The organism is Sporosarcina sp. SG10008 (assembly GCF_044569405.1).
Lineage (GTDB): Bacteria > Bacillota > Bacilli > Bacillales_A > Planococcaceae > Sporosarcina > Sporosarcina psychrophila.
Window position 1 is genome coordinate 3,559,104 of record NZ_CP172607.1, and the last position, 14,438, is coordinate 3,573,541.

At 43.0% G+C, this 14,438-nt stretch carries 18 protein-coding genes; 8 read left to right on the top strand and 10 right to left on the bottom strand.

The window, feature by feature from the left end; genetic code table 11:
- Positions 1-127 precede the first annotated feature (127 nt).
- Together ACGLYD_RS16665 and pta are read right to left on the bottom strand one after the other, a co-directional pair.
- Positions 128-970, bottom strand: coding sequence for a lipoate--protein ligase family protein (locus ACGLYD_RS16665; protein WP_067213247.1), 843 nt, complete (start codon positions 968-970; stop codon positions 128-130).
- Positions 971-985: 15 nt separating this feature from the next.
- Positions 986-1,957 carry a phosphate acetyltransferase gene (gene pta, locus ACGLYD_RS16670; RefSeq protein WP_399629362.1) on the bottom strand — a complete coding sequence of 324 codons (972 nt, stop codon included), beginning with the start codon at positions 1,955-1,957 and terminating at the stop codon, positions 986-988.
- Positions 1,958-2,133: 176 nt separating this feature from the next.
- On the opposite strand from pta, the gene hemQ reads away from it, so the two are divergent.
- The 3 genes from hemQ (at position 2,134) to gerQ (ending at position 3,784) form a co-directional block, all read left to right on the top strand.
- On the top strand, positions 2,134-2,883 hold the full coding sequence (gene hemQ, locus ACGLYD_RS16675) for a hydrogen peroxide-dependent heme synthase (RefSeq protein ID WP_067213253.1): 750 nt from the start codon (positions 2,134-2,136) through the stop codon (positions 2,881-2,883).
- 106 nt (positions 2,884-2,989) lie between these two features.
- A complete protein-coding gene (locus ACGLYD_RS16680) occupies positions 2,990-3,409 on the top strand; it encodes a cell wall hydrolase (RefSeq protein WP_067213257.1) in 420 nt (139 codons plus the stop codon).
- Between the two features lie 24 nt (positions 3,410-3,433).
- Positions 3,434-3,784: a spore coat protein GerQ gene (gene gerQ / locus ACGLYD_RS16685; protein ID WP_067213261.1), complete on the top strand. Its 351-nt coding sequence runs from the start codon at positions 3,434-3,436 to the stop codon at positions 3,782-3,784.
- Positions 3,785-3,834: 50 nt separating this feature from the next.
- Here the strand turns inward: gerQ and ACGLYD_RS16690 are convergent, their stop codons facing one another.
- From ACGLYD_RS16690 to ACGLYD_RS16710, 5 genes are read right to left on the bottom strand one after another with little or no spacing between them, the layout of a single operon-like run.
- Positions 3,835-4,215 (bottom strand): DUF423 domain-containing protein, encoded by a 381-nt coding sequence (locus ACGLYD_RS16690; protein ID WP_067213264.1) that lies wholly within the window; start codon positions 4,213-4,215, stop codon positions 3,835-3,837.
- A 56-nt stretch (positions 4,216-4,271) separates the two neighbouring features.
- Positions 4,272-4,535 (bottom strand): YwdI family protein, encoded by a 264-nt coding sequence (locus tag ACGLYD_RS16695; protein WP_399629365.1) that lies wholly within the window; start codon positions 4,533-4,535, stop codon positions 4,272-4,274.
- Positions 4,532-4,708 (bottom strand): uracil-DNA glycosylase, encoded by a 177-nt coding sequence (locus tag ACGLYD_RS16700; RefSeq protein WP_067213269.1) that lies wholly within the window; start codon positions 4,706-4,708, stop codon positions 4,532-4,534. Before ACGLYD_RS16700 ends, ACGLYD_RS16695 begins: the two co-directional genes overlap by 4 nt.
- 49 nt (positions 4,709-4,757) lie before the next feature.
- Complete coding sequence (locus tag ACGLYD_RS16705) at positions 4,758-5,444, bottom strand: uracil-DNA glycosylase (protein ID WP_399629366.1); 687 nt, start codon at positions 5,442-5,444, stop codon at positions 4,758-4,760.
- A 6-nt stretch (positions 5,445-5,450) separates the two neighbouring features.
- Positions 5,451-6,245, bottom strand: a complete 795-nt coding sequence (locus ACGLYD_RS16710; protein ID WP_231885729.1) for a DUF4230 domain-containing protein — start codon at positions 6,243-6,245, stop codon at positions 5,451-5,453.
- A gap of 64 nt (positions 6,246-6,309) precedes the next feature.
- Between ACGLYD_RS16710 and ACGLYD_RS16715 the strand changes: the two genes are divergently transcribed.
- The 5 genes from ACGLYD_RS16715 (at position 6,310) to ACGLYD_RS16735 (ending at position 10,563) form a co-directional block, all read left to right on the top strand.
- Positions 6,310-6,576, top strand: coding sequence for a hypothetical protein (locus ACGLYD_RS16715; RefSeq protein ID WP_067213274.1), 267 nt, complete (start codon positions 6,310-6,312; stop codon positions 6,574-6,576).
- A gap of 60 nt (positions 6,577-6,636) precedes the next feature.
- Positions 6,637-7,470: a bifunctional hydroxymethylpyrimidine kinase/phosphomethylpyrimidine kinase gene (gene thiD, locus ACGLYD_RS16720; RefSeq protein WP_067213275.1), complete on the top strand. Its 834-nt coding sequence runs from the start codon at positions 6,637-6,639 to the stop codon at positions 7,468-7,470.
- A 405-nt stretch (positions 7,471-7,875) separates the two neighbouring features.
- A complete protein-coding gene (locus ACGLYD_RS16725; protein ID WP_067213278.1) occupies positions 7,876-8,226 on the top strand; it encodes a YojF family protein in 351 nt (116 codons plus the stop codon).
- Positions 8,227-8,245: 19 nt separating this feature from the next.
- Complete coding sequence (gene bshB2, locus ACGLYD_RS16730; RefSeq protein WP_399629370.1) at positions 8,246-8,929, top strand: bacillithiol biosynthesis deacetylase BshB2; 684 nt, start codon at positions 8,246-8,248, stop codon at positions 8,927-8,929.
- A gap of 281 nt (positions 8,930-9,210) precedes the next feature.
- Positions 9,211-10,563, top strand: a complete 1,353-nt coding sequence (locus ACGLYD_RS16735) for a YjiH family protein (RefSeq protein WP_067213282.1) — start codon at positions 9,211-9,213, stop codon at positions 10,561-10,563.
- A gap of 468 nt (positions 10,564-11,031) precedes the next feature.
- On the opposite strand, the gene ACGLYD_RS16740 is transcribed toward ACGLYD_RS16735, so the two are convergent.
- The 3 genes from ACGLYD_RS16740 to ACGLYD_RS16750 all read right to left on the bottom strand — a co-directional run bounded on the left by ACGLYD_RS16740 (position 11,032) and on the right by ACGLYD_RS16750 (position 14,419).
- Entirely contained in the window at positions 11,032-11,976 is a 945-nt protein-coding gene (locus ACGLYD_RS16740; protein WP_187045955.1) for an L-threonine 3-dehydrogenase, read from the bottom strand.
- Positions 11,977-12,316: 340 nt separating this feature from the next.
- Positions 12,317-13,021 (bottom strand): DNA alkylation repair protein, encoded by a 705-nt coding sequence (locus ACGLYD_RS16745; RefSeq protein WP_354311978.1) that lies wholly within the window; start codon positions 13,019-13,021, stop codon positions 12,317-12,319.
- A gap of 165 nt (positions 13,022-13,186) precedes the next feature.
- Positions 13,187-14,419 (bottom strand): glycine C-acetyltransferase, encoded by a 1,233-nt coding sequence (locus tag ACGLYD_RS16750; protein WP_156476113.1) that lies wholly within the window; start codon positions 14,417-14,419, stop codon positions 13,187-13,189.
- Between the last annotated feature and the right edge of the window lie 19 nt (positions 14,420-14,438).

Sequence of the window (14,438 nt, forward strand, 5' to 3'; positions counted from 1 at the left end):
TGGTTTTGCTGGGGTGTTGTTTAGTTTTAGGAAGATGTTGTTTACTTTCGACGGAACGTTGTTTAGTTTGGCGAAAACGTTGTCTACTCGCCAAAATAACGCTTTCTCCCACTACTAAACCGATTGTTCATCCGCGCGCCAGCATTTTTTGATTGCGTTCGAAGACTCGGTTCAAATAAAAGGTGTATAACTCCATTTCTTCCGGTTTCAAGCCGCCTATCTCCACATGATCCGCAAGCTCGCGCAACATAAGCTGGATACGAATAACAACATCGTTCACCGTGAGCGGCATGTCCAGAAGTTCTGACAGGGATGCCATCACTTCCGGTTTAATGACCGGATAAGTGAACTTCGTTTCTTCTCCCTGCAAGCCCGTTTCGTAAAAATCACGGATTAGCTCAGCACGTTCCGCCCCACTTCCTTCAACGCAAAGGTAGACTTGGACTGCGATACCTTGACGCAATCTACGCTGTGAAATACCGGCAAATTTGCGGCCATCAATACTCAAATCATACGAGCCCGGACAATATGATCCTACAATTTCATAGGCTTCAATACGGTCTCCTGCTTCCGGAAAAAGCATACGAACAAATGTGAGCATTACTTCATAACCTGCTGGAATATCGATTGAAGAGTCGAGTTCAGATAGAACAATTGATATGTTTAATACACCTTCGTCAAGCACTACTGCAAGTCCACCTGAATTGCGGACAATCGCGTTATAACCAGCATTTTCAAGTGTCGAAACTGCTTCTGTAACATGCGGTAGCCGATGATCCTGGATACCGAGCACGACCGTTTGATTGTGCACCCATGTACGGACTGTCGGGACGCTTATCTGCTGGCCGACGAGATGACAAAGCGTATCGTCGGCGGCGAATGATTCTAGTGCGGAACGGGTACGTGTTGTCATGGATTCATCCACAAAACGCCATGTGGGAATAGTTAAAAAAGACTCATATGATATCATTCCAATTTCTCCTACTCATAGACTTTGTGCCGCGGTTAACAAGGCAAGCTTGTAGACATCGGCAGCGGAACAACCGCGTGACAAATCATTTACGGGTGCGTTCAATCCTTGAAGAATCGGGCCAATTGCTTCGTAGCCACCAAGACGCTCCGCTATTTTATAACCGATATTACCCGCTTCAAGTGATGGGAAAACGAAGACGTTCGCGTTACCTTTAATGACTGATTCAGGTGCCTTTTTCGCAGCAATTTCCGGAACATAGGCCGCATCAAATTGGAACTCACCGTCGAGTAGCAAATCAGGTGCAAGCGATTGAGCGATTTTCACCGCGTTCGCAACTTTTTCTGTTTCTTCCGTTACGGCAGATCCTTTTGTAGAGAAACTCAGCATCGCAACACGTGGATCCACACCGAATGCCTGCGCTGTTTTGGCGCTTTCAATCGCGATTTCAGCCAGTTCTTGCGCTGTTGGTGCAACCGTAATCGCACAATCTGCAAAGACGAGCCGTTCATCGCCTTTCATCATAATAAAGGCCCCGCTAGTCCTTGAGATACCTGGCTTTGTTTTAATAATTTGAAGCGCCGGTCGTACGGTGTCTGCAGTTGAATGCGCTGCCCCACTCACCAATCCGTCCGCACGCCCTGTATAAACGAGCATCGTTCCAAAATAATTTACATCTGTCAATTGTTTACGTGCTTGCTCCAATGTCGCTTTGCCACCCCGACGTTCCACGAACTTTCCGGCTAGTTCTTCAAAGGAAGAAACACTCTCGGGATCAATGATATCTACTTCCGAAATATCAATTCCTGCTTCAGTTGCGACTTCTTGCACTTCGGTTTCATTGCCAAGAAGAACTGGCTTCACAAGCCCTTCCCCTTGCAAGCGTGAAGCCGCTTCTAGTACGCGGATATCCGTTCCTTCCGGTAGGATAATCGTCTTTCTTTTGCCACTCAAACTTTCTTTAATTCCTTTAAATAAATCAGCCATTAGACAGCCACCTTTCACATACTCTCATGCTCTAAGCATACACCAATGATGCGGGTGGTAAAAGCGTTTCACTTCATGTCAAATTCGTGACAACAGCGCTAGCAAAGGACGTTTTACAGCCTTCTATGCTACACTCATTTAAGAAGTTAATTCATAATGAAGGAGTTTGATTTCATATGATCGAAGCAGCAAAAACACTTGATGGTTGGTACGTTTTACATGATTTACGCTCGATGGACTGGGCATCTTGGAAATTAGTTTCAAAAGAAGAACGCCAAGCAGCAGTAGAGGAATTTCTTGTTTACCTTGAAAAACTTCAAAAAACAGATGACGATAAAACAGGAGCACATGCTTTCTATACAGTAATTGGCCAAAAAGCTGATTTCATGCTTATGACTTTGCGTCCGACAATGGACGAACTGCAAGAGCTTGAAACGGAATTCAATAAACTCGCAATCGCTGATTTCACGATTCCAGCGTATTCGTACCTGTCAGTCGTTGAACTATCGAACTACCTTGCAGGCGAGTCCACTGATGATCCTTATCAAAACCCATATGTACGCGGACGTCTGTACCCTGAACTTCAACGCAGCCAATACATCTGCTTCTACCCGATGGACAAGAAGCGCGATGGCGATGTCAACTGGTACATGCTCGATATGGATAAACGCAAAGAATTGATGCGCGCACACGGTTTGATTGGCCGCAGCTACGCTGGAAAAGTGAAACAAATCATTTCCGGTTCTGTCGGTTTCGACGACTACGAATGGGGCGTTACACTGTTCGCGGACGACGTTCTTCAGTTCAAAAAGTTGATTTATGAAATGCGTTTTGACGAAGTAAGCGCACGCTACGCTGAATTCGGCTCATTCTTTGTGGGTACGATTTTAGAAGGCGACAAAAAAGCAGCATTTTTCAACATCTAAATCGTAAGTTATATCGCCTGACTGTGACTTTGCAGTTAGGCTTTTTTGTATTTGGTAGGCATGTTTCATTCCAGCTGCGCATATGATTCCCCAAGGGGGTTGTGCCGTGGCAGTAATAAAGTACACGGATGCTGAACTGGATCTACTTGCACGGTTAATGCGCGCTGAAGCAGAAGGCGATGGCCAATTAGGCATGCTTTTAGTCGGTAATGTCGGAGTGAATCGCGTACGTTCCGGATGTCTCGATTTCAATGATATACGAAGTTTGCAAGATATGGTTTTCCAAAGTCCAGGAGGCTTCGAGGCTACGACGAAACCGTATTTTTATCAGCGTGCTCGCGAACTGGATCGAAATCTAGCAAGGCGCGTTGTCAACGGCGAACGTTTCACTCCGGGAGAACGATCATTATGGTTTTTCATGCCAACAGGAGATTGCCCGGCACAGTGGTATAACCAATGGAACACAGGTAGATTCAAGTCACACTGTTTCTTTTCCCCAACGGTTCAAGACTGCCCTAACCTGTAACTCAAAAGAAGAAAGGATGAAGAAATGGTCCAATACTATTGGAATCCGCCCTATCAAAATCAGCATGTCACACCGCCGCAAGTAACGCTTCCAGCTGGAGGTAGGCCACCCGGACCACCCGGACGTGAACAGTCATACATCGAAAATATTTTACGATTAAACAGAGGCGAACCTGGAACTTTCCATTTTTCATTCGAACATGCACTGGACTCTGGTAAAAATACGAAAACCGTACGTGGTACCGTAGAGGCTGCTGGACGTGACCATGTTATCTTAAGTGATTCGACAACAGGACATCGTTTTCTATTTCCAATGATTTATTTTGATTATGCTGAATTTGATAATGAAGTGAAGTATTTTCCACAACAGCCCTGAATTTAAAAAATCTTCCGCGGGCCTCGTATAGGGCCTCGCGGAAGATTTTTTTAGTTTGAAAATTTAATAGCTGCAACAATCAGCATGATCCAGCCTGCGATGAATGCAACGCCACCGATTGGTGTGATAGCACCGAGTATGCCGATTCCCGTGAGACTCAGTACATACAGACTACCAGAGAAAATGATGATACCCGCGAGGATCAAATAACCTGCCCAGCTTAGCTGTGTGACTGGTCCAAAAAGCGATGGACTCATAAGAATTCCGATTGCAAGCAAAGCGAGTGCGTGAAACATTTGATACTGTACAGCGGTTTCCCAAATTGCTAAATAATGTTCGGATAGTTTCTCTTTTAAAGCGTGAGCGCCGAATGCACCAAAGGCGACGGCGATGGCTGCGTTAACAGCCCCTGCAATAATGAAAAATGGCATATAAGCTCCTACTTTCTTATTATGATTTCAATATATCAGCATTTGCGAATCGTCTATCAAAAATCAAATAGCGAGCCACCGTTTGCATCCTCTTCTTCAAGCAGTTTACCTTCCAACGATGTGATTGACTGCACAGCGTTAGTGGTTGTAAGCATTTTAGGAACAATTTTCTCTTCACGCTTACTTTGCCCACCGAGTGCAACTTCGCAAAGTGATCTGACGGCGGAAAACGCTTCCCGCATCGTACTTTCATCATTGGCGCGCCTCGCAACACTTAGTTGCCGCTCCATTTCAGAGATAATCCGGTCGTATGGTATCACTGTTTAGTGTCCCCTTTCTTCTGTTCAAATTGCAAACAGTCCATGCCAGACGATCTCCTCACGACGACCGATGGCATTTCTCGCGTTTTAAAACCATATGCTTTGCAGCCACGTGGATTTCGCTGATCCCATGTTATGAAGAAATGTTGGCATTGAAAACAATTCACTGCCACAATGCTCCACCTCTTTTCTCTCTCAACTTTAGCACTATCACCGTTCTACTTACAGCACGCCGCCTATTCGGCACCAGTCAATCGGCGTCTCATTCCACAATTCAAGCAACTGATTGGTCTTCGAATACGGACGGCTACCGATGAAACCGCGACTCGCGCTTAACGGGCTTGGATGAACCGATTCGATGATTGCGTGTCGCGATACATCAATGAGTTTCTTCTTTTCTTGCGCAGGACGGCCCCATAAGACGAAGACGATTGGATTTTCTCGCTCCGACAAACGCCGGATTACTTCATCCGTAAACGTCTCCCACCCTTGTTTGCGATGCGAATGCGCTTGTCCATCCCTTACAGTAAGTACCGTATTTAACATGAGCACGCCTTGTTGCGCCCACCCCGTCAATGTCCCGCCCTCTGGCAACGGACAATCGATATCAGTTGCGAGTTCCTTGAACATATTGCGAAGACTAGGCGGTATTTTGACGCCAGGTTTCACGGAAAAGCTTAATCCATGTGCTTGTCCAGGTCCATGATACGGATCTTGTCCTAATATAACGACCTTTACCTCATTAAAAGGAGTCAACTTAAATGCAGTCCACAAATCATCCATCTGTGGATGAATCATTTCTTCCTCATATTCCTTCTTCAGGAATTCACGCAGCTTACTATAGTAGGGTTTCTCGAATTCATCATCCAAGACTTCATCCCAATCGTTACCGAAAAGTTCCTTATGCACAACCCATCACTGCTCCTTGAATTCAATCGTCACATCGTAGCCCGCAAATGAAAACATTTCTTTTAGTGTTTTCTCGGCATTCTGCTGCGCCGTTAGCAAGACACCTTGTCCTGTGGCTTCTTCCAATATAAGCACTTTTGCTTCAGCGGCAAGTTCATAGGCCTCTTCAATATTCGCTTTTTCTCGGAAGACTCCTTCGTAGGAATACACTTCAACCTTATCAAAATAAATTTCTGCTCCTCCTAAAAAGGTAGCAGGCGGCAAAGTAAGTTTTGCTGTTTTTTTCTTTTCATCGACAACGACATCTTTTTCCGTAAGGCCGGACATGTCGACACCAGCTTTCACTGATCCCGGAATAACAACCAACAACTGCCGTTTCGTTCCTGGTAAATTGAGTCCGATGCTTTGTCCAAACAATGTATTATCTTGTCGTTCAATGATAACCTTGGTATAAGCTTCAGCAGTTGCGAGTTCGTTCAAGTCTTGGATTTGTTCAAGGAATGCGCCTTTTTGTTCTGTAAATGTGCTCCCTTGTTTTAAAATGAAGAATGTTGCAAACGGCAAAGCGACAATCAACAGTAAAATTAGAAGGGCAATTGCGATGAACGACTTTTTCCATACCGAAAAAAACACTTTCCCGACACGCCAAAATCCGTGCGGACGGTCTTCTACTTCTTCTACCGTCACTGCAGTTTGTTCTTTGGAAGCTTTTAATTCTTTCATTAGTTGTTCGATTTTCTTGTCATCCGCCACTTCATCCCTCTTTTCCTCTTTTTCCGACACTATCATATACGTTAACATTATAGGAAAGTTCCCTTTCAAACAACTAGAAAGACATGGTACGATTGTATGGGAGGGATGCGACATGGCTGATATGCAATTACGCGACAAAATGAAAAAAGTTTCTGAAGCCGCGAAACATGGTAATCGCGTGCCAGAACGTTCTAAAAACGCTGGACTCGTCGTTTTCCTTATTTTTATAGGGTGTGGAATTATCGTCATGTTTGCTCTTGCAATCGGGCTTATGATAAGCAAACACTTTATCGGTGCTGCTGTGATTTGTAGTATTGCGGCACTGCTCACATACTCCGTTTTCAAAATGATGAAAGCTGATAACATCGGACAATTGTAATTTCCGATTTTTTTGATAAGATTAAGTTAGAATTTATTCAAAAAAGGAGACAGACCAATTATGACGCTTAAAAAGACTTTAACAATCGCAGGATCCGATACATCAGGCGGCGCAGGGATTGCTGCGGACTTAAAAACATTCCAAGAGCACGGTACATATGGAATGACGGCAATTACGGTCATCGTGACAATGGATCCAGACAATAATTGGTCACACGGCGTTTACTCATTGCCAGTCAACGTTTTGAAATCGCAAATCAAAACTGCACTTTCAACAGGAATCGATGCCATTAAAACTGGCATGCTTAGCACAGAAGAAATTATCAAAATTGCAGGAAACGCGATTTCAGAATCAGGCCTCAGTCATGTAGTCATCGACCCAGTTATGGTTTGTAAGGGTGAAGACGAAGTGTTGAATCCTGGAACAGTAGACGCAATGGTTGAGTTCCTTCTTCCAAAAGCAGAAATTGTAACACCGAACTTGTTCGAAGCAGGACAACTTGCTGGCACAAAAACACCGAAAACGATTGAAGATATGAAAGCAGTTGCAGAAAAAATCCATTCACTAGGCGCTCGCAATGTTGTCATCAAAGGCGGTAAACAGCTTGACCACGATAAAGCCGTGGATCTGTTCTTTGACGGCCAAACGTTCACTCTTCTTGAAGCGGAAAAAACAGCGACAACTTACAATCACGGCGCAGGCTGTACCTTTGCCGCAGCAATCACAGCCAACCTAGCAAATGGTCTAGATGTAAAGGAATCTGTATTTGAGGCCAAAAAATTTGTCACAGCAGCCATTGCAAACGGCTGGAAACTGAACGAATACGTCGGACCTGTTATGCACGGAGCGAAAAACCGTTTCGGCGCACCTGAAATCACAACGACTGAAATTTAATAACATTATTTCAATTAAAAGGCCAAGAGCTGTTGTCTCTTGGCCTTTTTTTGTTCTGTTCGTTGGACACTTTCTGTAGATGGTTGGACACCTCGAGGAGTTTGTTAGACACTTCACGAACTTCGTTGGAAGCTTTACGATTTGTTGGACACTTTACGAGAATGGTTGGACACTTCTATAAATCTGTTGGACACCTCGAGGAGTTTGTTAGACACTTCACGAATTTCGTTGGAAACTTCACGGTTTGTTGGACACTTTCCGAAAATGGTTGGACACTCCACCAATTTCGTCGGAAGCTCCTCGATTCGTCGAACGCTCTTCACGTCAAGACCCATGAATCGCATTCAACAGCCCCTTTCTATATACTAAAGAGAAGAACGTTTACAGTTTTAAGGAGGGCTATTCATGGAATTAGTAAAACCAGATCATTTACAGGAACTCATAACTTCTTTTGTTAATAAAGATGTGTACATCCATCTTGAAACAACGAACGGCTCATATGCTACCCACTTCAATGAAAGTGTTTTCAACGCTGGAGCATTCATTCGCAACATCGTTATCAAATTCGAACTCGGTAAAGTGGCTGGTGATTCGCCTCACCGCATCGGATTAAAACTGCCATCTGGCTGGATTTATGCGCAAGGCATCACTCATTACAAACTCGACGAACACGGTCGTTTGCTTATGGCAGGACTCGATGCAGAAGGAAAACTTGCAGTCGCACTTGAAATCAGCGAAACACCATTCACTTATTAATTAAGGAGGCAGTTTTTTAATGATTAAAAAAGAACGTCATGTACTTGTAGTATTCCCCCACCCAGATGATGAAGCATTCGGTGTATCCGGTACCATTTCTTCTTACAGAGATATCGGCGTACCTGTTACGTACGCTTGCTTAACACTAGGTGAAATGGGACGTAACCTTGGCAATCCACCATTTGCAAATCGCGAAACATTGCCTCAAATTCGCAAAGAAGAATTGAAAAAAGCGTGTGAAGCAATGGGACTCGATGATTTACGTATGATGGGATTCCGTGATAAAACAATCGAATTCGAAGATGATGAAAAAATGGTTAAACTAATTGCAGATTTAATCGAAGAAACGAATCCTTCACTCATCATCACATTCTATCCCGGACTTGCCGTTCATCCCGATCACGACGCTACTGCGCGTGCAGTTGTGCGTGCAGTACGAAGAATGCCTGAAACAGAACGTCCTACACTTCATACACTCGCCTTTGCGAATAATACCGTTGAAGTCCTCGGCGAGCCCGATGTCATTCACGATATTTCAGCAAATGCAGATAAAAAAATCGCAACACTTAAAGCTCATGCATCCCAAACCGTTTGGATGATGAAAGATATGGAGATAAAATGGAAAGCGCAGGACCCAGATGCAATTAAATGGCTTAACTTTGAGCGTTTTTATACCTATCAGTGGGATAAAGACTTCGAATAAGAGGATTATAAATGCTTCTCTTCAGCAATATTCATATAGAAAGAGACTACGAAATCACCTTGATTTTATAGTCTCTTTTTTCATGTATTTTTATTAACTAATCAAACTATTTATACCGTAGAACAAAATTCGTTACTATATGATAGCTACAAGGTTTTCCGAAATCAATAGACTGAAAAGTTATAATAGTATATACTTTATTCATTAAGATATAAAACAATATAATGTGTATAATTATTCACCATATACATGTTATACTGTTACAAAAAGGGGAATATAAAATGAAAAAATTTGCTTTATCCACATGGTTCTATTTTCTAGTTCCATCAATTCTCGGTATTCTTTTGTTCATGATCCCGATGAAGTATGCCGGGGACTGGAAAATACCAATTGCCATATTTGCCGATTTACTATCAGGGGCGATTGCTCCGGTTATGCCATGGGTTGCTACAATTACTTTAATTATTGCTGCACTTGGTTCTGTGATATTTTTAGTTATTCCAAAGGACAAAGTTCAGCCTTCGTTTATAACAAATTTATTCAATGTATCGCTCTTTTGGACAATCGTCCGAATTATAGGTGCTATTTTAGCGGTACTTACCTTGCTTCAATTAGGTCCAGAAGCTATTTGGAGTGAAAATACGGGCGCACTACTGCTAAGTGAAACCGGTCTCGTTACATTCCTGTTTACAATCTTTTTATTCGCAGGAATTCTCTTACCACTTCTTCTCAATTTCGGTTTACTTGAGTTTTTTGGAACGATGATGGTAAAAGTCATGCGCCCTCTATTTAAAATACCAGGCCGTTCTTCCATCGATGCACTGACATCATGGGTTGGGGATGGAACAATTGGTGTTTTGTTAACAAGTAAGCAGTACGAAGAAGGTTTTTATACAAAGAAAGAAGCAGCCATTATTGGAACAACTTTCTCTGTTGTATCGATTACATTTTCTATCGTAATTATTGAAAAGGTTGGACTTGGGGCTTATTTTTTACCATTCTATGGTACGGTCGTTTTAACTGGTTTAATCCTTGCATTTATTATGCCGCGGATTTATCCTCTTTCCAGAAAGAAAGATGAATACATAGACGGTAGACCATTTACGGGTGAAGAAGAAAAATCACCAGAAGGATACAGTGCATTTTCACACGGACTTGAAAATGCATTAACAAAAGCGAATAACAGTCGTTCATTGGTTAAAACTTTTTCAGAAGGCGTGAAAAATATTCTTGATATGTGGATTGGTGTTATTCCAGTCGTTATGGCTTTCGGAACAATTGCATTGATTCTTGCAGAGTATACAAGTGTCTTCACGATTTTAGGGAAACCGTTCGAACCGATTCTGTCCATCCTTGGTATCCCCGAGGCGGCAGATGCAGCGCAACTTATGGTCGTCGGGTTCACGGACATGTTCCTACCTGTAATCCTTGCGGATGGCCTGATTACATCTGAGTTGACATTGTTTGTTGTTGCCACTGTTTCAGTAACACAACTCATTTTCATGGCGGAAGTTGGGGGACTTCTGCTAGGCTCAAAAATTCCGGTAAACTTTTTCGAACTTGTTGCCATTTTCCTTTTGCGCACAATCATTTCATTACCGATTATCGCAGGAGTAGCACATCTTTTATTTTAAGGAAACATGAAGACCTTGCAGATTAGTGCAAGGTCTTTTTTGTGGGTGGTTATGATTGGTTCTACGTGGGATATGATCGGTTCGTGTGGGATGTGATCGGTTCGCGTAGGTTATGATCGGTTCGCGTGGGGTATGATCGGTTCGCGTGGGATATGATCGGGTGGCGTAGGATGTGATCGGTTCGCGTGGGGTATGATCGGTTAGCGTAGCTTATGATCGGTCGACGTGGGATATGATCGGTTCGCGTAGCTTATGATCGGTCGACGTGGGATATGATCGGTTCGCGTAGCTTATGATCGGTCCACGTGAGTTATGATCGGTTCGCGTGGGATATGATCAGTTCGAAGTAGGTTATGATCGGTTAGCGTAGCTTATGATCGGTCGACGTAGGATATGATCGGTTCGATAAGGAAGTGCCATCTTTCATTCCAAAATAAAAGCCGCGGAAAATTTTCCGCGGCTTTTATTTTACACATTCAATTTAATTTTCAGTTTCGACAACATGTCCACTGTCATTTTATCCAAATCATAGTTCGCTTTGAAGCCCCATTCATTTATAGCAGCTGTTGGATCAATCGAATCTGGCCAGCTATCAGCAATCGCCTGGCGTACTGGATCTACATCGTATGCCATTTCAAAAGTAGGAATCTGTTTTTTTATAGAAGCCGCAATTTCAGACGGTTCAAAACTCATCGCTGTTACATTAAATGCATTGCGGTGAATCAGTTTCGTTGGATCTGCTTCCATTAAATCAACAATCGCCTGTAACGCATCCGGCATATACATCATATCCATGCGCGTTCCTTCTGCAATATAAGAAGTGTATTTCCCTTCTTCAAGTGCTTTGTAGTAAATATCGACCGCGTAATCCGTCGTTCCGCCGCCCGGTTGCGCTACATACGAGATGAGCCCAGGGAACCGAACGCCGCGCGTATCCATTCCGAATTTGTGGAAATAGTAATCGCATAGTAATTCACCTGCAACTTTATTGACACCGTACATTGTCGTCGGTCGTTGCAATGTGTCTTGCGGTGTATCTTTTTTCGGTGTTGAAGGACCGAATGCACCAATTGAACTTGGTGTGAAAAACTGCATATCCAGCTCGCGCGATACTTCAAGTGCGTTCATAAGACCGCCCATATTGAGATTCCATGCAAATAATGGCTCATCTTCCGCTTTAGCAGATAATAATGCAGCCATGTGCATCATCGTATCTGCACCGAAATCCTTTGCAAGCGCATGCATATTGTTCGCATCTGTCACGTCAAGTATTTCAAATGGGCCATCTGTTGCTGCATCCGTGCGACGTATATCTGTCGCCAAGACGTTCTCTGTGCCATATTCTGAACGTAACTTTGTAATTAATTCTGAACCGATTTGACCTAGAGCACCCGTCACCATGATTTTTTTCATTATTAATTATTCCCCGCTTTCAAACATTTGTATTTATGGAGAGTACACGAAAATTATATTTTTATAACTTCACTGATTCTATAGCTTTAATTCATTATAAAACGTTCTCCTAGAAAAGACAACATTGTTTTAAACCTCTACAAATTACTACCAAACTTCTCCATTATAATTAAAGTAAAATATAAGATTCACGGTGGTGAGATAAATAAATTCAACATGCAACGATATATGTTACTTCATAAAAGGTGGATTTTAATTTTAGCGAATGAAAAAAGCCCCAAGTTAAGGGCTTTTTGTTTGTATAAGTATGTGCTTGTTCGTTGATATTACTCAATTTTCATTAACAGCGAACCGTTTTCTTTTTCTTCGGTTCACCGCGTGTTAGTACTTTCTCAATATAATCTGTTGCAAGCGGAACTTTACACGCAGTATTTCCGACATCGACATGTACTTTCCCAACTGCTTCTGCAACTTTTTTTGCTTCATCACGGATTTCAGGCACATAGGCTCCTACACAAATGATGAACTGATTCATATTATAGCGCACTCGGTTAGGCGCTTCATGAATGGTGTTACAGATTTCTTGTAAAAATGAACTTATTTCTTTCAAGTCCAGCTCATCCGCTCCTGCGTACGTAATATAATTCGAATAAGTGCTCCAACCGGCAACCGCCGTCATTTCACGGTCAGACCTAATCCATTCCCTTGCTAGTTTAAGCGCATTTGGACTCTCCGCTGCAACCCATCCCACTGCATATTCTGCATTCATATACCAATTCGCCGCGTCTACCCACCGCTGAAGATCATCCTCTGTCATCAGTTTTGGATCCACTGCAAGCGCTGCGAGATACATCGCATCCGAATTTCCAGTGTCATAAAGTCGAAGCGCTAGCTCATGATCTTTCTTAATATACTTTAAGATTTTCTTCAAATCGCCTACACGAACACCGAAAAACGGTTCGGATGCTCCATGATTCAAGAATGTTGTCTTCGTTTGTTCATTGCCGAATTCTTCAAGCTGCTTCATCACTTCTTCAAACGTCATCAGGGTTCCCCCTTTTTCTTTTCATTTTCTCCTATTTGTCTTGAAGGATGCAAGTTTAGGTCCAGTCGATTGATTAAGTGATTGCTTGCCATGACTCCACAGCGATCCTTCTAACCCCTAAAAAATCCCGGACAGCATACAAGCCATCCGGGATTCCTAGTTAATTTATGAAATTACATTCAGTTCTTTACCAACTTTTTCGTAAATGACGAGTGCTTCGTCGATCATTTCTTTGGTATGCGCTGCAGTTGGCATGTTGCGGACGCGACCTTTTCCTTTAGCGACTGTTGGGAAGACGATTGATTTAGCATAGACGCCTTCTTCCGCAAGACGTTTAGAAAATTGTTGTGTCAGCTTCTCTTCGCCGATGATGCATGGTGTGATTGGTGTTTCAGAAGCACCGATATTGAAACCTAATTTCTTAAGCCCCGCTTTTAAGTAATTACCGTTTTCCCACAGTTTATCATGCAGCTCTGTGGATTCCGATATCTTGTCCAATGCGCCCATAATCGCAGCGACATCCCCTGCTGGAAGTGCAGTCGAAAATAAGAATGGACGTGAACGAACTTTCAGCCAGTCAATCAATTCCTGCGTTCCTGCAACATAGCCGCCGACAACACCGATTGCTTTCGATAGGGTACCCATTTGGAGGTCAATCTCTTTTTCAAGACCGAAATGTTTGACGGTCCCTTTTCCTTTACCAGTAACGCCTGAACCGTGCGCGTCATCGACATAAGTGATCAAGTCGAATTCCTTCGCGATTTTCACAACTTCAGGAAGGTTGGCGATATTGCCGTCCATCGAGAACACGCCATCCGTAATGTACATCACTTTTTCATACAGGCCGGATTCCGTTGCTTCTTTTGCTTTTGCACGGAGGTCGTCCATATCTTGGTGATTAACACGAATGACTTTCGCACCGGAAAGGCGGCAGCCGTCGATAATAGATGCGTGATTTAATTCATCCGAAAGAATCGCGTCTTTTTTAGTCATGACAGCGGAAATTGCCGCCATATTACAGTTGAAGCCCGATTGATAAGAAATTGCAGCTTCCGTTCCTTTGAACTCAGCAAGCTTCTTTTCCAACTGAACGTGGATATCGAGCGTACCATTGATTGTACGGACTGCACCTGCACCGACACCGTATTTTTCAGTTGCGGCAATCGCCAATTTTTTCAAATCTTCGTCTGTTGCAAGTCCCAGATAGTTATTTGAAGACAAGTTAATAAGATCTTTTCCTTTAATTTTAATGATTGGGCCGTTTGGTCCTTCAATAGGGTCAATTTCGTTGTAAAGTCCTTGATCACGAAGTTCTTTTAGATTCTCCTGTAAAAATGCAGTGAGTTTTTTTGACAATGTAATCTTCCTTTCAAACAAATGATACCCCCATTTTAGCATACGACCGGCCCAATCGTAG